Source organism: Vallitalea okinawensis (assembly GCF_002964605.1).
Classification (GTDB): Bacteria; Bacillota; Clostridia; order Lachnospirales; family PQDH01; genus Vallitalea_A; species Vallitalea_A okinawensis.
In genome coordinates, this window is record NZ_PQDH01000002.1 from 532,079 (window position 1) to 557,485 (window position 25,407).

Sequence of the window (25,407 nt, forward strand, 5' to 3'; positions counted from 1 at the left end):
ATCTTAGTTTGCAGCTGCTTCAAATAGAGTTGCTCGATAAGCATCCATATTGTCAACGAATTCATCAACAGTCATTGTTCCCTCAGCAAAGCCTTGGAAATATGAGTAAAGATCCGGATCCCAATAAAGTATCTCTTTCAACATCATGATAGGAATAAGTCCCTCTGAGCGATCAGCTATTTCAGCAGTGGCTGAGGTAGGTTTAACTGCTTTAACATCTTTGAATGCTGAACTGACAAGATCAGTTCTTGCAGCATAATAAGTCTCTAGATTCTCAGGTTCAGCAAGATAAGCTAAGAGTTGCTTACAAGCTTCAATATCGTTACTATGTTTGTTAACGTATTTAGAGATTCCACCACCATTAGAAACCCCCGTCTTGTTTCCAGCAATCGGTAATGGGAACATTCCCCACTCATCTGAACTTCCATTGGCTTCTAGTTCGGATACATATGCGCTATAAGTAAACATCATTACTGTATCACGATTCTGTAAGGAAATATAACTACCAAACCAATCTTCCGCTTGACCATCATTAGTATAATATTTAGGCTTTCCACCTTCCTTAGCGCCTAAAAAATCTTTCAATTGTGTTAGACCTTCTCTAAGTTTTGCACTTGATGCAAACTTATTATCAGGTGTTTCATTTAACTTCTTAATAAAATCGGGGTCTTCTTTATAAAGTACAGGTGTCATAGCATATAACCAACTTTGTGTATGCCAAACACCATTTATGTTTTCATATAAAGGTACTTTACCTAAATCTATTATTGTATCGCATAAAGTAACAAATTCGTCCCATGTATTTGGAATTACTAAACCATTTTCTTTAAAAAATGATTTATTATAAAGGACACCCTCGTAATCAACACCCCATGTACTAAAACCATAAAGCTTATCTCCTTCTGTATTAGCTGCAACAGCCCACTCCTCTAAATTAGCCACCCATGGCTCATTAGAAAGATCAAGAGCTACATCAGGAATACCTGCTGATACCATTTCAGAACCTGCTGGATACATGAAAATATCCACGGCACTACTTCCACCAGAAAGAGATGTTCCTAATAATGTTTGATACCCATTATCTGGTGTCAATAATACTTTAACTTCAATCCCCGTTTCTTCTTGAAACATATTGAAAAGTTCACGATCAACATCTTTGATCCAGTTTTGTGATGCCATCAAAGTAATTGAACCAGGTTTATCAACCTCTTTGACTACCTCTACTTCTTTAACAACTTCCTTTATTACTTCCTCTTTCTCAGGTGTAACTTCTTCACTTGTACATCCAATAAACATCGATGCGAGAAGTGTCATTACTATCAGCAAGCTAAAAAATCGCTTTGTCACTTCTAACTCCCCCTTTTGTTTAATTTTATAGCTTTATTCTAGCTTAAGCAATCTCTTATTTCCATACACAGGTTTTACCTCATAGGTGGATATTTTTTACCTGACAAAATTCTCCCAGAAAAAAGTATAAGAAAAGAGCCTTACGGCTCTATAAAAATTAATTATTCAACTAATCCTTTTGATTGAAGATACATTTTGGCAACTTCTTTTTTATCCATGTTTTCTATATCAACTAAATAGTTTAATTCAGTTATATCTTCAGCAGTCATGACACCTCCTAAACGATTAAGGGCATCTTTTAGTTCTGGGTGTTTTTCTAGTACATCTACGCGAATAACTGTGGCAGGTTCAGCAATTGGAAAATAGCTCCTATCGTCATCTAGTACTAGCAAGTCATACTCTTCAATAAAACCATCTGTTGTAAAGACAGGAATAACGTCCACTTCATCTGAGATTATGGCATCGTATTTATCTTCAAAATCTAAACTCACAGTTTTCTTAAAATCAAAGTCATACATTTCTGCCAGACCAGGATACCCCTCCTTTATGTCATAGAAATCAAATTCAGCTCCAAAAACTAGGTCTCTACCCTTCAAAGCTAAATCACTATAAGATAATATGCCTAATTCTTCAGCTTTAGATCTTTTCATGGCTAATCCGAATGAACTGTTATAGCCATAGCGATCTAACCATTCAATATTAAGTTCCTCCAAATATTTCGCTTTTACTCTATCATATAATACATCTGCGTTAGCTATTTGTATTTTTTGATCAAGGATATTGTACCATGCGTCACCCGTAAACTCGGGATACATATCGATTTCCTTATTTACTAATGCTGGATGAACAGCTAAAAATTCTGGACCAATTGCTAATTTCTGCTCCACATTAAGATCCGTATATTCTTCAATCAAGAGAGTAAGCATCTCACCTAGCAACTGCCCCTCAGTATTGGGTTTTGAGCCTACTATTACTGTATCTTCCACAGAATTTGATATTGATCCTACAATAACCATACCTTTTCTCTTATTGGCACAGAATAGAGTTGCTATAATCAATAGACATAAAAATACTAAGTAAAATGGTCTTTTATCCAACATAACACCCCTAAAGAACTTAATGACATGTTTGCATCAACTCTTAAATCCCTTACTTAATATTATTTGTAAAAATCCCAGATTATGAATGATCGAAAATAACATCATGAATTATCATTGACTATGGTTTTAGCTTTACGGTACATCCCAGGTGTCATATCGTACATTTTTTTAAAGCTTCGTATAAAATTCTGAGCATTATTATATTGTAGAGCCATAGCTATCTCAGCTATCTTCATATTAGTTGTTTTAAGCCATAGTTTTGCTTGTGCCATACGGTAGTTTTTAAGATATTCACTAAAATTAACACCCATTTCTTTTTTAAAGATTCGTCTCAAATAATTCGGATGATAACCTAATCTATTAGCACACTCTTCAATTGTTATATCTGTTTTAAACTCATTATTAATAATGTTAACTAATTGTTGGTAGATTTTTATATTTTTGTCCTTGTTATTGTTCTCTAATATTTTTATAACGTTGAAAACAACAGATCTTGATAGCCAGTCATTCATCTCTTTCTTATTTGTGAACTTATTGGTAATTTCAAAGATATCACCTTCTAGGCTGTTAAGAAACTGATCAGCTACCCCTATATTCTGCAGCATATTTAGGATTGCAATGACTAATCTTATGACATTAATTTTTAATTCAGTTGAATGTTGATCACCACATAAAATAGTATTAATAAACTCCTCAACATGAATAATAGAAGCAGTATAATCCTCTTCCCTAATAGATATAAGCAGTTGTTCTTCTAGTTTGGTTGGATAGTCAATATGACGCTTTTCAGTACGATGAACTTCATGATTAAATAATATTGAACTATAACCATATTGAATTTGGTAAAGCAATGCTTCCTTAGCCTCACTATATGCTTTATAAATATCTTGATAAGAATGATATGCATTACTTATCCCAAAACTAACCTGTATACCCAATTCCCTTAATATTACTTGTTGAATGTAAGTAACCCTGTTTTTAATTGAGTAATTATGATTCTTCACTGTTGGAGTATCACTTTTAAAGATAGTCACTTGATTAAGATCATCTACTATTGGTATTAGCATAATATGATCTTTTAATATTCTAGATATGATTTTGTTGATCATAAATAATAATCTATCAGAATCAATAGGTGTATAACCTGTATCTTCAAAAGTATCAATAGTGCAAACAACGATACTCATTAACTTCAATTCTTGATCATAGCCATATAAAGTCATTTGATTCTGTATTTCTTCTTCAGCCATGCGACCTTTTAATAATTTGATTATAAAATACTCTTTTAACTGACTTCTCATATTAATCAATTCTAATTCCATCGCTTCATTATTCGACTTGAGCAAACTAAATTGAGTATCAATCTGTTTTATCTCATCATATTTTCTGATGGATATCCTATTCTGATCTTCATCAACTACTGTATGCCATAGATTATTTATGGGTAGGTAAATCTTTTTTGATTCAATAAACGTGACGATAATAATTAGGATCATCATCATAAATACTAAAATGGCAATGGTTTGTCCTAATGTCTTTGCGTCCTTTGTCAATAATCCAACATCTGTAATTGATAAATATGTCCAACCATTATAAGCTGATTTAGTGTACTCAATACTGTACTGCTTTCCATTAACTTTCATCACATATGCGTCACTGTCTTTGTCAATGCTATTAAAGTCAATCTGTGATATAACATACTCATAAGATCCATAGCCCATATCACTTTGGACCGTAATAATCGCGTTATTTTCGTCTAAGAGCAGTACTTGCCTTCCTTCTGTACCATTACCAAGTAATTTCCTTAAAAAGCTGTTTGGAACTTCCAAGGCTAATAGACCAAAATCTCGCACTGCTGTAGGTGGTGTTTTTTTAATCAGAATGACACTGTTATTATCCTCATTTTCAATTTCAATATTGGCATGATAAGTAAATGGAAATCTACCTTTGTTTTGAACCCACACCGAATTGGATCCATTCAAAAGTTCATTAGCCGCTTGTTCCCAATCTACACCATACCCATCATCAATTACTCCCCTTGACGTCATCATCCAATTATGATTAACACTTACAAATGCAACATTCTCGACACCTGTATCTGGTATTAAAAGTGCTGACATTTCTAGACTTGTTGCATTAAGTTCTTCAAACAAGTTATAGTTGACATCATTTATAAGTAGTGACTGGAGATCTGGTCTCTGCACGAAAGGTAGTAGTGAACGATCAGCCCGAATAAGTACATCATTAACCCTCATCATTGTTTGATTGAGTAGAAGGTTATTATTTCGTGTAACTTGCTTCAAAATGATATTAGAAGAAAATACATATAATAAGCCTGCAATGACCACTGTTGGAATAATCCCCAATATCAAACCATAGTAGACTAGACTTTTGAAATATTTAGACTTAAACACTTTATTCCTCCCCCCCCAGGATTAACTGCACCTAATTAAATACTAACACCAAATAATCATAAGGCACAAGTGTCAAAAATGATTATGCTGGTTTAAAAATGACTATAAAATAGGCAAACTCTTCTCCCTATAAACAGGTATAAAAATGATTATATACAGTTATAAACTGCCTTGATATACTTGAAATACTTCAAAGCAATTTTTTCTAAATAGTACTTATCATATAAAAATAATAGGAGTGATCATGATTGTGATAAAAATGAGGGAAGTTTTAAGAGAGACAAACTATACTAGAATATCAAATTCATATTGTAAAAGCATTTATAAAGAGAGATGGATGTATATCATGCTGATTCCTGGAATTATATATTTTCTGTTATTTAAATACGGACCCATGTTTGGTCTCGTTATGGCTTTTGAAAACTATCAGCCTTACCTCGGCTTTATTAATAGTGAATGGGTTGGTTTTGAGCATTTTATACGTTTCTTTAATGAACCTGCATTTTGGTTACTTTTTAAAAACACCCTTATATTAGCTATCCTCAATGTTGTTTTTTTCTTCCCGACTCCCATTCTTTTATCTCTTTTACTTAATGAAATACATATTACTTGGTTTAAAAGGTTAAGTCAAACATTAATCTATATACCTCACTTTCTATCCTGGGTCGTTATAGCAGCCATCACCTATACATTTATGACTGTTGATGGTGGTATCGTTAATAATTATTTAACTTCCAATGGATTGGAAAGTATCAGTGTTTTAACGAACCCCACAGCCTTTCGCCCTATGATTTTGATTCAAGTTATTTGGAAAGAAGCTGGTTGGGGAACAATTATTTTCTTAGCAGCTATAACAGGTATTGATCCAGAGTTATATAGTGCTGCAGATGTTGATGGCGCAGGTCGCTTAAGAAAATTGTGGCATATAACCCTACCAGGAATTCGCTCGACAATTATTATTATGTTAATCCTTCGTATGGGCGCATTTCTCAATACTGGGTTTGAACAATTACTACTAATGGTAAATGCACTTAATCGAGAAGTTGGTGAAGTATTTGATACCTATGTATATACAGTTGGTGTTCAACAAGGTCAATTCAGTTACACTGCGGCTGTTGGTTTTTTTAAATCATTTGTATCCTTACTATTAATTATTAGTACCAATAACCTTGCCAAAATGTTTGGTGAAGAAGGCATCTATTAGGAGGGAATATTTATGGCATTAATACGTTCACTTGTATCAAGACTTTTTGACATATTTAACTACATATTACTAGGAACTATATCATTAACTGCGGTATTACCATTTGTTTACGTCATTGTAGCTTCATTTACCCCGCCTGAAATACTAGCAAAAAATCAGTTTATATTGATTCCCAAAGAAATTTCATTTGAAGCATACGAATACATATTTTCCACTAGCACCATTACAAGAGCTCTTTTAGTTTCTATTAGCATTACTATAATAGGTACATTTTTTAATATCATTATGACAGTACTCATGGCTTATCCACTAGCTTATAAGCCACTAAAAGGTCGTAAAATATTATTATTTATGATTACCTTTACAATGATGTTTTCTGGAGGAATTATTCCCTCTTATATGGTGATTCAAAAGTTGGGGTTAATGAATAGTTATGCAGCATTAATTTTGCCAAGTAGTATCAGTGCATTCAATCTTATAATTTTTAAAAACTTTTTTCAAGGATTACCTAACGAACTTTCTGAATCTGCAAAGATTGATGGATGCAATGACCTATTTATTCTATTTAGAATTATACTACCCATATCATTACCACTTATAGCTACATTTGTTATTATGTACGGGGTTGCTCATTGGAACTCATGGTTTGGTGCTGTCTTATATATGAATGATAGTAAAAAATGGCCTATCCAGGTAGTTCTACGACAAATCATAACTTCTGCATCAGGAATTGGTGATAGTGAATCAACAGAAATGGGGATAATTGTTCCTCCTCAAAGTGTCAGAATGTGTACGATTACAATAGCAACAGTACCAATCCTATGTATTTACCCTTTTTTACAAAAATATTTTACAAAAGGACTAATGATAGGCTCTGTGAAAGGGTAGTAAAACTTTACAAGAATCAAATAAATATTTATACTAATGTACATCAACTTAACTTTTGGATTTGAGATGTAGATGAGTATTGATATAGAAAATACCTGATGTATTCAGGTTGAAAATGGAGGGGTAAGAATGTTTAGAACTAAGGGCGTAAAGAGATTTTTATCTATTTTATGTACAACGATTTTACTTGTTATTATTTTGGCAGGATGTGGAAGTACAGATGAACAAGTCTTAGGTACATCTGATCAAAAAGATAATGGTACAGTTACAGAAACAAAAACGAGTGAAAAAGAAAATGTTGCACCTGAAAAGGCATCTATTATGATCCCACTATATTCTGCTGAGGCACCACCAAAAGATAGTCCTATATACGGAATGATTAATGAGATTACCAAAGCAGAATTAGATATTCAATTTATACCATCTGATTCTTATAATGAAAAAATAAACGTTGCCATAGCTTCGAATGAGTTACCTGATACCTTTGTTATAACTGATTTTAAGGGATCTACTTTTGTGAATGCAGCTCGTTCAGGTATGTTTTGGGATATGACTGATTATCTGCCTCATACACAATATCTATCTAAAAATTATGATGAAGTAACTCTATATAATGCTTCACTTGATGGGCGTCATTATATGTTACCACGTAGTCGAGTATTGGTTAGAAATTCAGTTAACTACCGAGTTGATTGGCTGGAGAAATTAGGCTTAGAAGCGCCTTCTACACCTGATGAAATCTATGAGGTAGCTAAAGCTTTTGCTGAACAAGATCCAGATGAGAATGGTATAGATGATACCATCGGATTTATTACTGGTGTCAGTCCTTCTAATTCAAGCATCGGAGGACTATCAAACATTGTAGTAGCTTATGGTGGACCATTTGTTTGGGGAGAAGATGACAATGGTGAGTTAAAACCAAACTTTTTCTTTCCTGCATATAAGGATGCTTTAGAGTGGTATAAAAAATTATACGATGAAGGTCTTTTAAACAAGGACTTTGCAGCAGTATCAGGTAACCGTATATATGAAATCATGAATGCAGAACAAGCTGGATTGAATATAGCCAATTGTGACGAGCTTGTTAATCGCTTTGATCCACTCTTAAAGCTTAAAGCAAAAGATAATCCCGATATAAAACTTGAAGATATTTTTGGTTTTACAGCTGGTCCATTAAGTAATAACGGTGGTGAGATAAAATTACCTGCAGGAAGAGGTTTTTGGGGTGGTTTTGCATTCCCGAAAACAACGTTAGAAACAGAAGACAGAATGTTAGAAGTTCTAAACATTGTCGATATGTTTGACTCACCTGAAGCTAAAGATTTGCTTCGGTGGGGTGTTGAGGGTATCCACTATGAACGAGTAGATGGAAAAGCAAAGCAAACTGATGACATTCCATTATATACAAAAGAGGTTGACCCATTTGCTCAGTTACTTGTTACTGGTAGATTAACACCAAACACCCCTGGTATATTACCATTTATGAGTGAGAAAGTTGAGATATATTATGCTGATAATGCTAAACATGCACTTTCTGACCTTACAGGTCCACTCATTTCAGATACAGCAGCACAAAAAGGTGCTCAACTTGAGAAAATTGTAAACGATGCTAGCATTAAATATATCATGGGGATTATTGACTTAACAGAATGGGAAAAGAGTATAGAAGAATGGCAAAAACAAGGTGGAGATGATATTATTAGAGAATATAATTCGCAAAAATAAATTTAGAAAGGCTAATAAATATGAAAACCATCCTAATCCAATAATTAGGATGGTTTTTAATACTCTTCATCTAGTATTTAATTTGATGCTGCCGCAACAGTTGCTGCTGAGATGGCAGTGATCATTGCCGCCTGTTGCGCTGCTATGATAGCTTCTATTGAGATGCTAAGTGTTGTGGATACTAACGTGTCGTTTGACTTATTCTCAATGTATTCACTCGTTATGATTGCTGAAGCAATTAATAAGTTCATGCCTTTCCCAAGCCACTTATAACCCTTTTGATTCTTTATAAAATTTAATACTTCAACGAGATCATCAAGTATTTCATCTTTTTCATCATCTAAGAGGCTTATAACACCTAAAGCAGGATAATATTCACTGTATACCTTCACACCTTGACTTTTTAAGAAAGCATATACTTTCTCACAACGAACTACATTATCTCTTATATCTTTGTCACTGAAAGCGAGTATATGGGAGAGCATCTGTAACCCATTACTTTTTCTAAACCCAAATTCATTAAGCATATCATAATACTTTTCTAATGCATTTAGTTGACGGTCTGCACTGGCTAGTAGTATTGCAAGCGCATAATCATCACCACTGGTGAGGAAAGGATGGTTGTCCTTCATCTCTCGGTAAATAGTCATCGCTTTTTTAGAAAAGTGATTTACATCTACTCCATCATATACATTTTCAAGGGTATATAGAGCAGTTGGTAGGTAACTCGAATTCTTAAAACCAGTAGATTTAAGTATTTTCTCGTTAGCTAACATGGAGTTAACTGCTTCAGTTGGATTTTTTTGACCAACACTGAGTAGTCCACTAATTACATAGCTGCTAACCCCTCTAAAGGGAGAAAACATCCCTGTTTCGCTCTTAATATACGATTTTATATCTTTAATCTTTTGTATATCCAATTCTTTTCCTCTTATAGCACAGTTTAGCGCAATGAGATGAGAGGCTAGGTCATGCTCCCACTTAAAAGCATTACGTAACGACTCAAAATTAGACATCATCAACTCTATCTTTTTTTCATACTCTAATTTCATTTATACCAAACCTCCAATTTTCGCTACATGATGACTCTATTTACTATTGTACCCTTACATCATAAATAATTTCTATTATTATACGTACATGAAAGCAAACTATTTCATATGATTATGTCGTTGCTCATACCAACGGTAGAACATAATAAATGGCCACCATATTATAACGAATAGTGGATATACAAACCAAATAACATTAGGTGTATAATAGAAATTCATGAATATCAATAATGAGATGATAAGACCTGCGGCGCAGATTGAGAACATGAGTCTCATAGAACTTTTAGTTGGACTGTTCTTTGTTGAGTATTGATCTATTAGTTCTTTCTTGATATCATCGATATCACCAAAGTCAATAAGTGCTTTATTAATAGCATCCTCTTCATCTTTTCCTTCATCCATCATATCCATAACTTTCTCTTCCAAATTCTGAATGATTTCTTCTACAATGCTCTTTTTGGTTTCACTATCTGGGATTTCTTTAAATAATTTATGAACATAAGATTCTATACGTTTCATTCCCAATCCTCCATAAAAATATTGATTACTTTTTTAGTTGTTTCCCACTCAATGATTTTTTCTCTATAATATGCCCTACCAAGTGTTGTTATGCGGTAATATTTTCTCTTCCGCCCATGGGTCACATCTCCATGATAACTTTTAATTAGATCTTTTTTCTCTAAACGTTGAAATACCGCATAAAGTGTGGCTTCTTTTATTTCAAACATATTCTCAGTACGTGCTAATATCTCTTTAGATATCTCATATCCATATCTATCTTTCTCGATAATCAATCGTAAGATGATTGCATCTAGATGACCTCTTATAGTATCACTACTTAACATACTTCACCTCCAAGCAAATTACTCCATCTGTTATAATTATTCTATCATCAATTACTCAACCTGTCAAAGTAATTAATAGTTTACTATCTTCTTGCCTAGACATGTAAAAACTTCTCTAATACTAATGTATAATCTCTACCAAAAATCATAGCCATCAGTGCAAGTGTACCAATGCCCCACACCAGAGCTACTATGCTTGGCCATGGAGTTTGGGATATATTTATCATGAACATAATATTTAAGGCTACTGCTATAAGTACTGTGTATATCTGTAAACCTACATATTGTTCCCATCCCTTATGTTTTATTAACATTGCTATAATAATGCAAGTAATCGCACCAATCAATAATAGAGGGATAATATAATCAATTGACCAATTTAATCTGCCGTCTCCCAAGTCTATTAGAACTACCATACCCATCATTACTAATACAATGAAGAATAACTTACTTGACCTCTTGCGATACTCATGTTGAACAATTTGCATGCATATACTTATTCCTAATAAGCCAGTAGCTACATATATATACCATGGAAAAATAGTCGTTAATAATAGACTAATTCCTAAAAACATACTTATTAATTTCAAGAGTGGGTATCTTATTCGTCTCTCGCAAAAATCCTGTTCATACATAGGGTACAAACACTCATCATATTTTTTGATATTAGAGTTATAGATTTGATTCTGATGTGATTTCATTTGTTCTCGCTCCTACCATTTGAATAAAGTTCTACTGTTAATCCTGATTCCTTTGTTAAGTAATCAAAATAATAATCAACAAGGTTATGTTCCTGCATTGCCCTAGAGATAGATACGACTAAATGATCATTGTAGGAACAGACAGCTGTATTGATATAATGAGGTTTTGATGCATATAGTACGCATTCAAAATGTTCCACATATGCTTTCATTACCTCTGGCATATGAATTATTCCAGGATTTGTTAATGTAGTGGTAACGACTTTCTTGCTTTTATAGGTACGAACCTGCTTAAGTAACAGATTTTTTATAAAATTTGGAGTTAGTCGTAAAACTATATTTTTTTCAAAACTAACGTTATGATGTATATGAGTATAGAGTGTTTCTTTCTTTAGACCTTCTTTCATCTGTTTTTTAATCTGCTGAATAATCTGATCCAGTGTCAAGTTATCTGATGGCTTTACTACCACATTAACAAAGTATGAAAAATTCCTCATAGTCTCTGAAGGAAAAATGCGCCTTAAGTTAACCGGGACAGCTACAACAATTGGTCGCTGCACTTTCATTCTTTGTTTATTCATATTATTTATGGTCATGATTAAAATAGCTGTCAAGTATACGGTTATGGTAGCTCCTCGCTTCTTAGCAATTTGATTCAACTGTGAGGCACTCATTCTTCCATGACTTACTATTATAGTATTTTCCCTCATTGGAGTCCCCACAATATGTTGAGCACCGACATCTCTTGGTCTAGGCTTAACCTGAATATCTGATTCATAATATGCTTTAAAACTATCTTCTAACTCTTCTCGATTAATCTGCTCTCCAGCCACTTTAATCATCTTATCTGGCTCCATATCTGGATACTCATATTTTATATATGCAAACACGAGTGCTTTCAGAAACTCTATCCCACCATAGCCATCTGTTAAAGCATGAAAACACTCCACTGCAATTCTTTTTTTATAATAAAATACTTTGAATAAATAACCATTATTTTCTTCTTTATCAATTGCCCTACATGGACTCGCTGATTCTAAATGGACCAATGGTTTATTCGGATTGGGTTCAAAATAGTACCAAAACAACCCTTTTCTCATAGACACCGCCATAGAAGGAAATCGTCCCATAATAGACTCCAGGGCTTTCTGTAATTGTTCTGGATTAATATTATCATATAAAATGGCAGCCAATCGAAAAGTAGCTGTATCTTCCTTTGTGGCAAATGCAGGATAGATTTTTGCTGCATTATCTAATCGAAACCATTTAGGCATATTTCTACTCATTTAATCATGCCTTTCTTCTTTGTAATGTGGTCATCTTTATGTTTCATATAACCAAAGCAATAGGTAACTAAAGGCCACCACATAGCAGCAAATATTGGATATATTGCCCATATTGTTGAGGGTGTTGATATCCAGTTAACAAGGATAAAAAATACTGATATTAAGAATGTACCAACTAGAGAAAAAAGCATATATCTTTTTTTAATCACACAATACCGAATCAGAGGCCACCATAAAAAAATAAATGTTGTGAAAATAGACCAAGGGTATCCTGGTGAAAGATATACATTAAGTACAATATAGTAAGCAATAATACTAGCACTTGATAATATCGTAAAACTGATTTTGTTACGCCATTTACCAGCATACATAATTATAGGCCACAACAGAATCGGATATGTCGCATAGAGAAACCAAAGATGTGCACTCGATGTCACATAATTTATGATTACTAAGAAAGTTACTAGGGATAATGCACTCACAAGAGATAAGGCATTATATTTCTTGGTGGCATAATGATAAACAATGATGGGCCAAAATATAACAACAAAACTAGGATATATACTCCAATGATCACTAGGGTTGACTATTTTGTTGATACTAATTAAAAAACCACTAATTAATAATGCTCCAACAATCGAAAAAACTACCTTAGATTTATTCATTTCCATCGACTCCATTTCAATATTTAAGAAAGTAATATTAATTACTCTATCTGATATAGTTATATTATCACTAATTACTCTATTTGTCAAAGTAATTTATATTTACTTCATGATTATTTCTACATAAACCCACTTCTTAATGGGCTTTGTATAGATAAATTATTATAATTATATTATTCTTTTATATATAGTAATTTAATTTTTATTACTCTTCCTCTTATAATTAACTGACTAATATAAGTTTTGACATTGACAAAAAAAACCCCTAAGCAGTTGAGCTAATTTTTATTAATTAGACCGTCTACTTAGGGAGTATCATATCAAAACCTTCAACTAACCCTCACTCTAAATAATAAGTGAGGGATGGTTATAGCTAGCGTATAAAATTAGTAAATGTTTTCTCTTCTTTTTCAGGTGATTTTATAGTACCCTTACCATTGTCAATCAACTTCATAATCCATGCCATATTTTTACCAAGTACTCTCATAATTTGAACACCTTCATCATCTTGCAACGCTTCTCCTGGTCGAGTGCCATGAATAACATTCCAGTAATTCGATGTAGGCATAATCATCTCTGAATAATTGATATAATTATTCAACTGATCAAAAGTAGGAATACCACCTGAACGTCTAACAGCAACAACAGATGTTCCTACCTTATGTCTTAACATTCCACCATTAACACCAGTAACATAAAAGGCTCTATCTAGAAATGATTTCATAGTGCCACCAATAGCTGAATAATGAACAGGAGATCCTAAAATTATCCCATCTGCATCTTTCATAGCTTGAATCCATTCATTAACCTCATCATTAATTGCACATCTTTCATTTTTGTTCTTCCAGCAATAGCCACATGCCATGCACCCTTTAATGCCCTTATTACCTACATGAATAATTTGGGTTTCTATCCCCTCTTTTTCAAGTTCATCTGTAACAATTTTGATTGCATGATAAGTATTTCCTTCTTTTCTCGGACTTCCATTAAATGCTATAACTTTCATTTTTTTCCTCCTTATATATCGTCAATCCTAAACAATAACGAATTCTCCGTTCATTCATCAATTATAAATTGTAGTAAGCATACATACAAGTACGCACTTTTATGTAAGATAACTTACCAAAAGGTTTGAATTGTTATAATCTTTAACTTTACTCTTCATCTTTACAATATAAATCATAGTGCTTTGTTGTCCAACTTTCAATCATCTTTAAAGCTGGATACAGCTCCTTTCCTTTTTCAGAAAGGTAATATTCTACTCTTGGAGGTACTTCTGGATAAACCACCTTTTCTATTAAACCATCAGCTTCTAAACTCCTCAACTGTTGATTCAATACTTTTTGACTTATACCATCAATTATTCTTTGAAGCTCTAAAAATCTTTTTGCACCATTCCCAAGGTGACATAGTATAACGACTTTCCATTTTCCCTTTATAAGATTAAACCCAAAATCTAATGCACAGACATATTCTTTACCATTATAACTGATCATGCTATCTGCCTACTTTCTGCCTACTCTCAATACTTTACCTTATTCTAACACACATACAATGAAATGCAAATTACTTCATGATAACCTCATACTATCTGAATGGTTTGATTGTCTATAGTACTATAAGTTTATGTTTTATTATTGAAATAAGCATATCAAGTATTTAATGTTTAAAGCTGAAAAACCCATGACATTATGTAATATCATGGGTTTCTTTGGTATAATAAAATATTAATTATTGAATTCAGAGTTAAGTAATCTTCATTTTTGACCATACTAAAATGATAACTGATGCTAATCAATATTCTTAATTATATCGAATAATCTCTGACAATTTAACTTTAACATAATGAATATCTTGATTTATCATTTCGCAATAGCTACTTTGTAATTCAAATATTTCATTATTTATTCTAAGTTGCTTATCGAGATGGTTGATGATCTTAATCTCTATATACTTATAATCTGATGTGAAATTGCAATTAGATACTTCTACATCTACAGTAAGTACGTTATTAACATAACACTGCTTTACTTCAATTAATTCATGTTTCTCCAAATAATCTATAGACATACCATCATCTTCATACTGAGAAAAACGACATCCCTGTTGGCTAGGGAATAGATAGATATCTAATTGATCACAATTACCATCGGATACATGATTCTGACTATCGTCTTTCATCGTTAAGATACTTCCTTCTTTCATAAACAATGGAATAGTCTCAAGGGGTGCATTCACATCTACTGTTTGTTGCTTTTCGCTATCATGAATTACTCCATTTCCTAGTTCCAACCATTTCCCTTTTGGTAAGACAACCCTTCGTTTATAGGTATCTTTTTCATATACAGGCGCTACTAATAAAGCATCTCCAAACATCCACTGATCCCAAATAGTTGCTAACTCCTTATTTTCACTATATGCCATAGCCATAGGTTGTACAGGTGGTACGGCTTTGGTATGCATCTTCCATATAAGCGAGTAAATATAAGGCATTAATCGCATTCTGAGCTGAAGGATATCTCTTGCAATGGATTCAGTAGATGTACCATATAACCAAGGCTCTTTTGGAAATCTTCCATGTGTTCTTGCTACGGCAATAAAACATCCGAATTGTAGCCAACGGATAAACAGATCTTTCTTTGGCTCTCCCTGAATACCACCGATATCCATCGTCCAAAATGGTAAACCTGACATAGACATTTCCATTCCCGCCATGATCTCAGAACGCAGATCTTCCCAGGTACTTTCATGATCACCAAACCACACCAAACCATAACGCTGACTTCCTGAAGTTGCAGCTCTTGTTAAGCCAAACATCCTCTCATTAGGTTTAGCTTCTCTCATAGCTTCAACTACCGTCTTATTGTACAGTAATCCCCATATATTAGCCATTTCCTCAGGATACATACCATTATAAAACTTCCCACCATAGACATTCCAGTTCATGAAATTTTCATTCATGCCCTTACCTTCACCACCATCAACCATGAATCCTTTAGTTCCTTCATCTATCAATGGTCTTATCTGATTTTTCCAGTGTTCTATATGGGCTGGATTACTAAAATCTTTAGCTTCAATATTGCATGTGGTATTAACATGTGTAATCAGCTTTATATTCATTTGATCCAGTTCTTCAATCATGGCTATAGGATCTGGGAAACATTCATAATCCCACGTAAGGTCTGTTACTTCATTAGGTCTATATACCCCTCGCCACATGAGGTCAAGAAAAAGAACATCGCATGGAATATTTTTTTCTCGGAACTTTTTTGCATTATCTAGAACCTCTTCCTGTGTTCTATAACTATATCGACCATTCCAATACCCTAGTGACCATTTTGGCGGCATAAAAGGCATACCAGTTAGCTGATGATAGCTATACAGGACTTCTTTATAATCACCAAAAAATAAATAAGCATCCAACACATCAGATTTAGGTACTATGATTTCCACTTCATCACCGTTAAAATTGAAGGAAGTATCCCATTGTGATGTATTTACAAACACCCCATAACCTTGACTACTCATATAAAAAGGAACAGATTTACCATCCCATGTATTTTTTTCAATCTTATGCAGAATAGTATTCTCATTTAATGGATAACATCTCCTGAGTCCAGTTCCATAGAAATGCTCTTCACTCTTTTTGCTCATATCCCAGAACAGTTCTCTCTCATTCCAACATATAGTACTACCATCAAGAATGCAGTATGTATTCCAATCAAATTTATCTTCATCTTCTTGCATTACAACTTTTAGGTCAAAATTATCTTTAGATATGCATACTAAATATTTTTCAATTTTCACCTGAATTTCTTCGTTATTATCTTTAATAATTTCAAATTCACATTCTTTTAGGCACGTATTCTCAATCATATACGGCTGATTCTCACCTAAAGGATAAGGTTGACTTTCCTGACCTGTTGTTGATAAATATAAGTGCACTGAATCGTTCACTAAAAAATCCATTCTTCCGATTGCACCCGAACTACATGTAAAGGATAATCCTGTTTTAGTCACTTGACTATCAACAATACTCCCAATTTCCTTTATACTAAATCTCTCTCGTTTAAAAGGTGTACTTATACCTACACCTTCAAGCACGTCAATTACAGCCATCTTAAACCTCCTTCGTCAATTCTGGTAAATCAAAACTGTCTTCCGTATCTGTAATCCATTGTTGTAGTCTATCATTCAGTTCTATTCTTTTTTCTATAAATTTTGAGTTATGAGCAAGGTTGACCTGCTCATAAGGATCTTCATTAAGGTTAAACATTAACCATGGTGTTCTTTTGAAGCAAATATACTTCCAACCATCTTTAGTCACGATTCCTCTCCACGGTCTATCTACACTGTTATGATGACCCGTCGGTATAACCGATTGTAAATAAGCACTGTCCGGCTCCTCATCAATCCTTCTACCTTTTATACGATAGTGGGCATAATCCGTTCCTTCCATCCAATCAGGTACATCTAAACCACAGAGTCCTAATGTTGTTGGTGCTATATCCACATGATTAATCGGTACATGGCAATCTCCATTTAAGCGACCATTATACCTTGCAAGTTCTCCACCAATGATAAAGGGTATGCTAATCGATTCTTGCATAGGTGACATTTTAAGGTACTGTCCATGACTACCATGCATATCTCCATGATCACTGAAAAATACAATATGTGTATCATCAGTTAAGCCAAACTCATTTAATGCCTCTCTTATTCGACCTAAATTATAATCCAAATTCTCAATTTGAGCATAATAACCTGCTAAATCTTCTCTGGCCTTTTCCTGAACATTCTTGATATTGGGAACATTTCCTCTTAACTTGATACGTCCTGGTGTATAATTCTTTTGAAATTTTGCAGGTGCTACATAAGGATTATGTGGTGGCTGTACTGAAAGAACAGCAAAAAATGACTCACCATCTTCTTGTTTTTCTTTTAAATAATCAATTAACATATCCGATAAAACATCTGTTTCATAGCCATCTAACTTAAATGACCTTGTTTCATCACCATCTCCACCATGTACCCATGTATCCCATGGTGAGTTGTTATTATCATAACCAATCCATCTTTTAAATCCACCACGACGTTCTGGCGGAACAATATGCATAGCTGCACGTCCGTCATGAATTTTGTCATTACAATCCTTCAAGCGCATATTAAACTCTTCAAATCCATCTAAGTGCCATTTACCAAAATAAGCAGTATGATAACCTTGATCATTGAAGGCATGAGCAATGGTCTTATGATTAGTATCTAATGGATATTCATGACCCGGAACACACTTATGTGGATATTTACTTGTTAACAAAGAGCCTCTAAATGGACAGCAAAGCGGAAATCCAGATACAGCATTTTTAAAATTAACACCTAGGCGTGCAAGATTATCAATATTAGGTGTGTAAATATTAGGATCGCCATTAATTCCTAGAGCTTGACCGCGGTGCTGGTCTCCAAAAATCCAAATTACATTTTTCTTGTTCATTTTTTATTCCCTTCTTTGAACGTTTATAGTTTTGAATTAACCTTTTATGCCTCCTAATTGAATACCATTTATCATATTCTTTTGAAAAATCGAAAATAAAATAACTGGAGGTACGATTGTAAAAAACAGAGATACTACTATATAATCATCAGGAAATGTTGACATACTGAATAATTTAACCATAACTGTTTTAACATTTTCTTTTCTTAATATTAAATAAGGCATCAAGAAGTCTGACCACGCAGCATTAAGTGCAAAAATAGTGATAACAGTGTTAACCGCCTTACTCATTGGCGTTATGATATGGGTGAATATTTTGAGTTTGGAACAACCATCAATCCGAGCTGCTTCAATGTAGGACTTAGGAATTGCATCAAAAAATTGCTTATAAAGTATACAAAAATATGCATTTGCACCGACGCCCAGCATTAGTGGAATATAGGAGTTTAGCAACTTCACATCAACAATATTTTTGAATAAAGTCATCATACTGACTGTGGTTGGTATCATCATACTCATGACAACCAGATTAAATACTACCTTGCTCCCTTTTGGTTTCAGTATAGATACAGCATAAGCCAACATGCCATTAAATAGCATTGCGCACACGACACTACCAAACACAACAATAAGGGAATTGATAAAATATTTAGTGAAACCAACAGAGTTCCATACAATCCATAGCTTTTCTGGATTAAAACTACGAGGTATAATGGTTGCTGGTATACCATAAAACTCCTTCGTATCTTTTAAACTTGATAAGATCACCCACAATGGTGGAAAAATGCATAAAATAATAATTAAAAATCCAAATACCATAATGAAGCTGTAGAGGATCTGTATTCTTTTTTGCTTTAAATCGATTTGACTAATGAATCCATAATTTTTATTCTCAAAAAACACAATGGTTCCTCCTTTCTAAGCTTCTTTATTTTTCGTCACCTTCATATAGATGAAAGAAATGACAAATAATAAAATACCCACCAAACTACCTACAGTTGCTGCCATATCAATCTTATTATATTTAAATGCATATTTATAGGTTAGTAACAGTAATGACATAGAGGAATTTAAAGGTCCCCCGTCTGTCATAATTAAAGGTTCCTGCATTACCTTGAAGACGTTGATAAACTGAAGAATCAACATCATTTTAGCTAAAGGCATAATCTTCGGAATAGTTATATGTCTAATTTTTGTCCATATACCACCACCATCGATAGCAACTGCCTCATACAAGTTCTGATCCACACTTTGTAGAGATGCCATGTAGATTAAAACTGCTCCACCAAAAGCCTTCCATGTCATAGTCATGATAATCAATGGTATACTATACCTAGGATCTTGAATCCACATGAATGGTCCTAAACCAAACCAACCAATGATTGTATTGAAAACGCCACCCTCTCCTGGTGCCATCAACATTTTCCACATGAGATATGCAGCTAAACCTGGTACAATATTAGGAAAATACACTCCCAATCTAAATACACCTTTAAAATGAACCAATTCATTGAGAAATATTGCAATAATAATGGGCGCAAAATATCCAATAATAATGGACCAAAAAGCATATGAAAATGTATTATTCAAAGCATTATAAAAATCTGAACTACTTAAAACATTTATATAATTATCAAAACCTACGAATTCAATCATTTTGAACCCATTCATTTTGAAGAAAGAGTAACGAATTCCAGATAATAATGGATGCCAAATAAAAAAAGAAAAGAGTATGATACTAGGTATTATAAATAACCATGATGTAAAATTTTGCTTAAAACTTATTAACGCTCCTTTTTTCAAATCTTTCACCAACTTCCCATAATAAAGAGGTAAGCAGTTTTCACCACTTCCCTCTTATATTCAGTAATACTTATTGCATTATAACCTTTTCGGAGCACAATTAAGGCAACAGTTGCTTACTAGTTTAATGTATCAAGATAATCCTTTTGGAACTTCTCATCAGCTGCTTTAACAATTCCTTCAATATCAGAGTCTGGTGATGCTAAAGTAGCTTGAATAACATCATCAAGAGTAGCGTATAATTCTTGTGTGAAAACTGGCTCTTCAGGTTTTAAGATATTTGGTGTCACTTCAAAATAATCATTAAATAGTTTCATGTCCACGTTTGTATATTTTTCAATGATTTCATTTTCCGCTTTAACTCTATCTTCATCAATCCAGACTGGAATGGATGTTGGTCCGACTACTTCACCATTCTCAGCTTTTGTACTGTAAGTATTGTCCCAAGAAGTTTTTAGTTCTTCACTTATATTAGGTGAAAAACCTGTTATCTCCATAAACTTAAGACATGCATCGATTTGCTCTGGGGTTGCATCAGCAGAAAACATATAGATATTACCACCTGTCAAAGCATATTGACCTCCTGGACCTTCTGGCATAGGAGCAATTGCAATGGCATCTTTATTCATGCTGTATTGTTGAACAGGATTATTGATTGCATCTACAGCCGCTAAAACCATACCTACATTATCTGTACCATAGTTTTGTACCCATTCCCCCCATGCTAACAATGCATCAGGTAACAATACATTTGAATCATATTTCAAAGATCGAATAAACTTTAAAGATTCAATAACTTCTGGTGAATCAATATTACTCATCCACTTACCATCTTCTAGCACTTCAAACTCTGCACCAAAATTCCATGCTAAGTTTGTGAAATGCCATCCACCAACATTACTATTTGTCGCAATATACATACCAGCCTTACCTGTTTTTTCAGTAATTATTTCAGCAGTCTTAACCAACTCATCATAAGTTTTTGGGTATAAAGGCATTCCCTCTGAGTCAACTAAGCCGGCTTCTCTAAATAGATTCATATTCATCAAAAGCCCTAAGCCATAACCACTATATGGAAGACCATACAATCGACCTTCTTTTGATGTAATCTCCAAAAATCCTGGATTAATTTTTTTATCATAGCCTGTTTCCTGGATAATTTCTGTAATATCAGCTACATAGCCGCCTTCAATTAATTTCTTAGGTTCAGTAAACCAAGTACTAAATACTGTTGGTGTCTCACCTGCTAAGGCCATTGGTAAAAATGTACTTTCATCGTATTTATAATAGTCTGGAATAACCGTTATGTACGGGTATTTTTCTTCACAAATTTTCTTATACTCTTCAAACTCTACTAATTCATTTTCTCTATCTTCAGCTGGCCAAAAGCCAATACGTATCTCTACAGGTTCTTGATCACTCATATTGGTTTTAGTCTCTGATTGATCAGAACCCGTTGTCGCATTGGTTGTGTCACCATTTTCAGAGTCAATACTCCCACAACCAACTAATAAAGAACTAATAAGTGTTATGCATAAAAATAAACTTATGATCTTTTTCATTGCTGTAAAACCTCCAACATTTATTTATTTGATAATTTCACTAATGTGCTTTTCCGGAACTCACATCTATATTATAACAGGCATCATAGAAATAAAAAATCGATAAAACTATCAAATGGTTTGTAATAATATCCACTTTCTTTACCCACCTATTCACCTATGTTATACTAAAGAAAAATTACTTAAGAAAGTTCTAGGATGTGAATGCTATGTTAAAACTGATTATTGTTGACGATGAATATCTTGTTAGAAAAGGACTTATATCGACGATAGACTGGATATCTATGGATATGGAAGTGGTTGGTGAAGCTGAAGACGGTGAAGAAGGTCTTGAATTAGTTAAGATTCTACGACCAGATATTATTATTACTGATATCCGAATGCCTAACATGAACGGTATAGAATTCATGGAAGCCGTACGTCAATTATATTCAGATCAATCGGATTACTATGCTCACTTTATTATACTTAGCGGCTTTGATGAGTTTGAATATGCAAAAAAAGCTATTGAGAACGGAGCCCTAGCTTATTTATTGAAGCCAATTGATAACGAAGTTATTTACGATACAATGAAAACAATTATTAAGAAAATAAAAAAGCAGCGTAGCACTCATAATTATTACAATAAATTGCAACAAGAATTAACAAGTATTAAGCGTCAGTTTATTTATAATCTCATCCAAGGATCTATACATGAATTAGATATAATCCAAGAAAAAATAAAGTTTTTAGATTTGCCATTTAGTGAAGACAATCAATTGATTCTCTTTTTACAGCTTGATCAGCGCCATCGAGTTGGGGAGTCTTTAACAATAACAGAGCGTAATCAATTTCAGTATTTTTTAGAGAAAAATATTTCTCATCAGCTTCTCTTAGCTTCTGAGTACTATGGACTATTTGTTCAAATTGCTCCTTTTCAATGGGCAATACTACTCCAATCCATGGTCACAGATAAAGAGCGATTACATCATCAACTAAGGATAGCTTGTAATAGTTTTTTTAAGCAAACAGAAGAAACTATAGACAGAAAAGGGATGTCCAACCTTCCTAAACACTTGACATATTCCATAGGTATCAGTCAACTGAATCAGTCCATGTTGGAACTTAACCAACAATACAAACAGGCTATACAGGCTGCTGATCACAAGTTGATTTTAGACGCATCAACTTTAACTTTTTATGATGATTTATTTAACACTCGTTATCGACCAGAGATACAAAATGCAATCCATTATATTCATAAACATTATCAAGAAAATATAACCATCAAAGAAGCTGCTGAAGCATTGCACCTAAGTGCGTCACATCTCATGAGGTTATTTAAATCAGAAGTATCTGTAACCTTTAACGATTATCTTACCAACTACCGCATCAAACTTGCAGAGGAATTATTAATGCGGGGTGAATACAAAGTCTATGAAGTAGCTAATAAAGTCGGTTATTATGATGTTAAATATTTTAGTCAGGTATTCAAAAAAAGAACAGGATTGACCCCTAGAGAATATAAACAAAAGAAAGGGAATTATTAGTTATCATGAAATCTAAATCTACAAAAAGAACTATTCATCTATTTCAGAAATTCAAGATTCGATATACTTTTTTGCTTCCGATGATTTTATGGATTATGGTCTCTTCTATTGTTTTATCAACGATAGTTTTCTTTGTTTCAGGAAAATTTATAGAAAATGAAAACACTAAATTTATTCATAAGATACATGAAGAGACTGGTAGCCAATTGGAACTTAATTTTAATCGTCTGAGTATTTTTAGTTCAAATCTACTTAAAAACAATACCTTTCATAAATTACTACGAGATAATTCTAAGACCTTTGATGAAAAATCAGAATCACTTAGTCGTATTTTTGGTGATATAGGTTATGAGACTTCAGTTATAGGCTTTATTAAGATCATCACTAATGATTTGATAATCTATAACCATACCCTAGAAGATATTCAGTTACCTACACCACCAATTGAAATACTGAACCAGTATTTATCAGAAAAATTCATATGGCAATGGGGTGAAATGGTTCATGATCAGAATGGTAAGGCTTACTTACCCTATATACTAAAAGTGCATAACCTTTCGACTATGAAAGATAGTGGCATAGCTATCATCTACCTTAGAGAAGATACCTTACATGCTAGTTATAATAATTTATTGCCACAAGGAAGCGAATCCTTTATCCTATCTGGAGAGAACTACGTCATCTCTCATTCTAAGTCGGATTATATTGGCTATAAGCTCTTTGACAATAATCTCTATATGGATACAAACTCCTTTTCATCCAATCGAGTCAATCAATTTGGTAAATCTGATGTTATTGTCGCAACTAACCTAGATGACTATATAGGAGGGTATCATCTGAACTGGACTATCATTACGAAGATTCCTACTTATATCCTATTCAAAGAGTTGGATCAGATTCGAACCAGCATTATTATCATAACTATATTGACTGTAACATTAGTTTCTCTAGTGATTCTTTCATTGTCCAAAACTTTATCAACGTCCATCTCCAACTTCAATCAAAGGATTCAACAATATATAAAGGGAAATGTTACTGAGACCGAAAAGGGATCTGTTAGTAATGAAATACTGGAGTTAGAGCATGCGTATGATGCTTTGATACAAAGAATCCAATACTTGATTGAGACTAATAACCAAGAAAAAGAGAAGCAAAGAGATTTGGAATTACAAGCTCTCCAAGCCCAAATTAATCCTCATTTTCTTTACAATACTCTTGATGCCGTTGCTTGGATTGCTAAAATGAAAAATCAAAAAGATATCGTTGATATTATTCTCTCTTTAGCTACCTTTTTCCGCTTAAGTCTTCATAAAGGTGACAAATACATTACTTTAGAAGAAGAACTGGATATAGTAAAAAGTTATGTAGCTATTGAGAAAATCCGTTTTCCAAATAAGTTTGAGTTGATTACTGACATTGACGAGGACTTATTGGACTATACAGTATTAAAGCTTATTTTTCAGCCCTTTGTTGAAAATGCCATCAAACATGGTATCAGTAAGAAGAAAGGTCCTGGGACTATTCACATCTCAGGTTTCTTAAAAGAAGGTACTTTAATCTTCCAGATTTCTGATGACGGTATTGGAAATGATGATATCAGTGCATTTTTTAAACCTGCCAAGGTTCAATCAGGGGGCTATGGTATCTTAAATGTTCGTGAACGTATGCGCATTGAATACGGTAAAGGCACTGATCTTTCTATAACTTCAGCTGCTGGTAAGGGCACTCTCATTACAATAACAATACCTATGATTGATTAAATTGGACAATATTTTATAGAAAGGAGTAGATCATC

Annotated in this window: 21 protein-coding genes; 5 read left to right on the top strand and 16 right to left on the bottom strand. The window is 33.5% G+C overall.

The window, feature by feature from the left end; all coding sequences use genetic code 11:
- Positions 1-3: 3 nt before the first annotated feature.
- The 3 genes from C1Y58_RS07490 to C1Y58_RS07500 all read right to left on the bottom strand — a co-directional run bounded on the left by C1Y58_RS07490 (position 4) and on the right by C1Y58_RS07500 (position 4,861).
- Complete coding sequence (locus C1Y58_RS07490; protein ID WP_105615392.1) at positions 4-1,347, bottom strand: ABC transporter substrate-binding protein; 1,344 nt, start codon at positions 1,345-1,347, stop codon at positions 4-6.
- Positions 1,348-1,508: 161 nt separating this feature from the next.
- A complete protein-coding gene (locus C1Y58_RS07495) occupies positions 1,509-2,444 on the bottom strand; it encodes a glycine betaine ABC transporter substrate-binding protein (RefSeq protein ID WP_157950006.1) in 936 nt (311 codons plus the stop codon).
- A gap of 104 nt (positions 2,445-2,548) precedes the next feature.
- A complete protein-coding gene (locus C1Y58_RS07500; protein ID WP_105615394.1) occupies positions 2,549-4,861 on the bottom strand; it encodes a helix-turn-helix domain-containing protein in 2,313 nt (770 codons plus the stop codon).
- 244 nt (positions 4,862-5,105) lie between these two features.
- On the opposite strand from C1Y58_RS07500, the gene C1Y58_RS07505 reads away from it, so the two are divergent.
- The 3 genes from C1Y58_RS07505 (at position 5,106) to C1Y58_RS07515 (ending at position 8,678) form a co-directional block, all read left to right on the top strand.
- Positions 5,106-6,065, top strand: a complete 960-nt coding sequence (locus C1Y58_RS07505; RefSeq protein ID WP_207655724.1) for an ABC transporter permease — start codon at positions 5,106-5,108, stop codon at positions 6,063-6,065.
- Positions 6,066-6,077: 12 nt separating this feature from the next.
- A complete protein-coding gene (locus C1Y58_RS07510; protein WP_105615395.1) occupies positions 6,078-6,953 on the top strand; it encodes a carbohydrate ABC transporter permease in 876 nt (291 codons plus the stop codon).
- Between the two features lie 129 nt (positions 6,954-7,082).
- Positions 7,083-8,678: an extracellular solute-binding protein gene (locus C1Y58_RS07515; RefSeq protein WP_105615396.1), complete on the top strand. Its 1,596-nt coding sequence runs from the start codon at positions 7,083-7,085 to the stop codon at positions 8,676-8,678.
- A 77-nt stretch (positions 8,679-8,755) separates the two neighbouring features.
- Here the strand turns inward: C1Y58_RS07515 and C1Y58_RS07520 are convergent, their stop codons facing one another.
- The 13 genes from C1Y58_RS07520 to C1Y58_RS07580 form a co-directional block, all read right to left on the bottom strand.
- A complete protein-coding gene (locus tag C1Y58_RS07520; RefSeq protein ID WP_105615397.1) occupies positions 8,756-9,730 on the bottom strand; it encodes a DUF4003 family protein in 975 nt (324 codons plus the stop codon).
- A 99-nt stretch (positions 9,731-9,829) separates the two neighbouring features.
- Positions 9,830-10,249, bottom strand: coding sequence for a permease prefix domain 1-containing protein (locus C1Y58_RS07525; protein ID WP_105615398.1), 420 nt, complete (start codon positions 10,247-10,249; stop codon positions 9,830-9,832).
- The gene (locus C1Y58_RS07530; protein WP_105615399.1) at positions 10,246-10,575 is read right to left on the bottom strand and encodes a PadR family transcriptional regulator; all 330 of its coding nucleotides are present in this window, start codon (positions 10,573-10,575) and stop codon (positions 10,246-10,248) included. The genes C1Y58_RS07525 and C1Y58_RS07530 overlap by 4 nt, the downstream gene beginning before the upstream one ends.
- Before the next feature lie 95 nt (positions 10,576-10,670).
- Positions 10,671-11,276, bottom strand: coding sequence for a DUF6320 domain-containing protein (locus C1Y58_RS07535; RefSeq protein WP_105615400.1), 606 nt, complete (start codon positions 11,274-11,276; stop codon positions 10,671-10,673).
- Complete coding sequence (locus tag C1Y58_RS07540) at positions 11,273-12,550, bottom strand: condensation domain-containing protein (RefSeq protein WP_105615401.1); 1,278 nt, start codon at positions 12,548-12,550, stop codon at positions 11,273-11,275. The genes C1Y58_RS07535 and C1Y58_RS07540 overlap by 4 nt, the downstream gene beginning before the upstream one ends.
- A gap of 8 nt (positions 12,551-12,558) precedes the next feature.
- Positions 12,559-13,227 carry a hypothetical protein gene (locus C1Y58_RS07545; protein ID WP_105615402.1) on the bottom strand — a complete coding sequence of 223 codons (669 nt, stop codon included), beginning with the start codon at positions 13,225-13,227 and terminating at the stop codon, positions 12,559-12,561.
- Between the two features lie 373 nt (positions 13,228-13,600).
- Positions 13,601-14,233: a flavodoxin family protein gene (locus C1Y58_RS07550; protein WP_105615403.1), complete on the bottom strand. Its 633-nt coding sequence runs from the start codon at positions 14,231-14,233 to the stop codon at positions 13,601-13,603.
- Positions 14,234-14,381: 148 nt separating this feature from the next.
- The gene (locus tag C1Y58_RS07555) at positions 14,382-14,723 is read right to left on the bottom strand and encodes a winged helix-turn-helix transcriptional regulator (protein WP_105615404.1); all 342 of its coding nucleotides are present in this window, start codon (positions 14,721-14,723) and stop codon (positions 14,382-14,384) included.
- 307 nt (positions 14,724-15,030) lie between these two features.
- Positions 15,031-17,346 (bottom strand): glycoside hydrolase family 31 protein, encoded by a 2,316-nt coding sequence (locus C1Y58_RS07560; RefSeq protein WP_105615405.1) that lies wholly within the window; start codon positions 17,344-17,346, stop codon positions 15,031-15,033.
- 1 nt (position 17,347) lies between these two features.
- Positions 17,348-18,718, bottom strand: a complete 1,371-nt coding sequence (locus C1Y58_RS07565; RefSeq protein WP_105615406.1) for a sulfatase family protein — start codon at positions 18,716-18,718, stop codon at positions 17,348-17,350.
- A 36-nt stretch (positions 18,719-18,754) separates the two neighbouring features.
- Positions 18,755-19,621: a carbohydrate ABC transporter permease gene (locus tag C1Y58_RS07570; protein WP_105615407.1), complete on the bottom strand. Its 867-nt coding sequence runs from the start codon at positions 19,619-19,621 to the stop codon at positions 18,755-18,757.
- A 15-nt stretch (positions 19,622-19,636) separates the two neighbouring features.
- Positions 19,637-20,530: a carbohydrate ABC transporter permease gene (locus C1Y58_RS07575; RefSeq protein ID WP_105615408.1), complete on the bottom strand. Its 894-nt coding sequence runs from the start codon at positions 20,528-20,530 to the stop codon at positions 19,637-19,639.
- A 110-nt stretch (positions 20,531-20,640) separates the two neighbouring features.
- Positions 20,641-22,083, bottom strand: coding sequence for an ABC transporter substrate-binding protein (locus tag C1Y58_RS07580; RefSeq protein ID WP_105615409.1), 1,443 nt, complete (start codon positions 22,081-22,083; stop codon positions 20,641-20,643).
- A gap of 209 nt (positions 22,084-22,292) precedes the next feature.
- Between C1Y58_RS07580 and C1Y58_RS07585 the strand changes: the two genes are divergently transcribed.
- Positions 22,293-23,612, top strand: coding sequence for a response regulator (locus tag C1Y58_RS07585; protein ID WP_105615410.1), 1,320 nt, complete (start codon positions 22,293-22,295; stop codon positions 23,610-23,612).
- Positions 23,613-23,617: 5 nt separating this feature from the next.
- Positions 23,618-25,372 (top strand): sensor histidine kinase, encoded by a 1,755-nt coding sequence (locus C1Y58_RS07590; RefSeq protein WP_105615411.1) that lies wholly within the window; start codon positions 23,618-23,620, stop codon positions 25,370-25,372.
- Positions 25,373-25,407 lie beyond the last annotated feature (35 nt).

Bases quoted from the DNA above. Each gene is read 5' to 3' on its own strand.
- C1Y58_RS07505 (WP_207655724.1), top strand. From the start codon at position 5,106: ATGATTGTGATAAAAATGAGGGAAGTTTTAAGAGAGACAAACTATACT.
- C1Y58_RS07510 (WP_105615395.1), top strand. From the start codon at position 6,078: ATGGCATTAATACGTTCACTTGTATCAAGACTTTTTGACATATTTAAC.
- C1Y58_RS07515 (WP_105615396.1), top strand. From the start codon at position 7,083: ATGTTTAGAACTAAGGGCGTAAAGAGATTTTTATCTATTTTATGTACA.
- C1Y58_RS07520 (WP_105615397.1), bottom strand. From the start codon at position 9,730: ATGAAATTAGAGTATGAAAAAAAGATAGAGTTGATGATGTCTAATTTT.
- C1Y58_RS07525 (WP_105615398.1), bottom strand. From the start codon at position 10,249: ATGAAACGTATAGAATCTTATGTTCATAAATTATTTAAAGAAATCCCA.
- C1Y58_RS07530 (WP_105615399.1), bottom strand. From the start codon at position 10,575: ATGTTAAGTAGTGATACTATAAGAGGTCATCTAGATGCAATCATCTTA.
- C1Y58_RS07535 (WP_105615400.1), bottom strand. From the start codon at position 11,276: ATGAAATCACATCAGAATCAAATCTATAACTCTAATATCAAAAAATAT.
- C1Y58_RS07540 (WP_105615401.1), bottom strand. From the start codon at position 12,550: ATGCCTAAATGGTTTCGATTAGATAATGCAGCAAAAATCTATCCTGCA.
- C1Y58_RS07545 (WP_105615402.1), bottom strand. From the start codon at position 13,227: ATGAATAAATCTAAGGTAGTTTTTTCGATTGTTGGAGCATTATTAATT.
- C1Y58_RS07550 (WP_105615403.1), bottom strand. From the start codon at position 14,233: ATGAAAGTTATAGCATTTAATGGAAGTCCGAGAAAAGAAGGAAATACT.
- C1Y58_RS07555 (WP_105615404.1), bottom strand. From the start codon at position 14,723: ATGATCAGTTATAATGGTAAAGAATATGTCTGTGCATTAGATTTTGGG.
- C1Y58_RS07560 (WP_105615405.1), bottom strand. From the start codon at position 17,346: ATGGCTGTAATTGACGTGCTTGAAGGTGTAGGTATAAGTACACCTTTT.
- C1Y58_RS07565 (WP_105615406.1), bottom strand. From the start codon at position 18,718: ATGAACAAGAAAAATGTAATTTGGATTTTTGGAGACCAGCACCGCGGT.
- C1Y58_RS07580 (WP_105615409.1), bottom strand. From the start codon at position 22,083: ATGAAAAAGATCATAAGTTTATTTTTATGCATAACACTTATTAGTTCT.
- C1Y58_RS07585 (WP_105615410.1), top strand. From the start codon at position 22,293: ATGTTAAAACTGATTATTGTTGACGATGAATATCTTGTTAGAAAAGGA.
- C1Y58_RS07590 (WP_105615411.1), top strand. From the start codon at position 23,618: ATGAAATCTAAATCTACAAAAAGAACTATTCATCTATTTCAGAAATTC.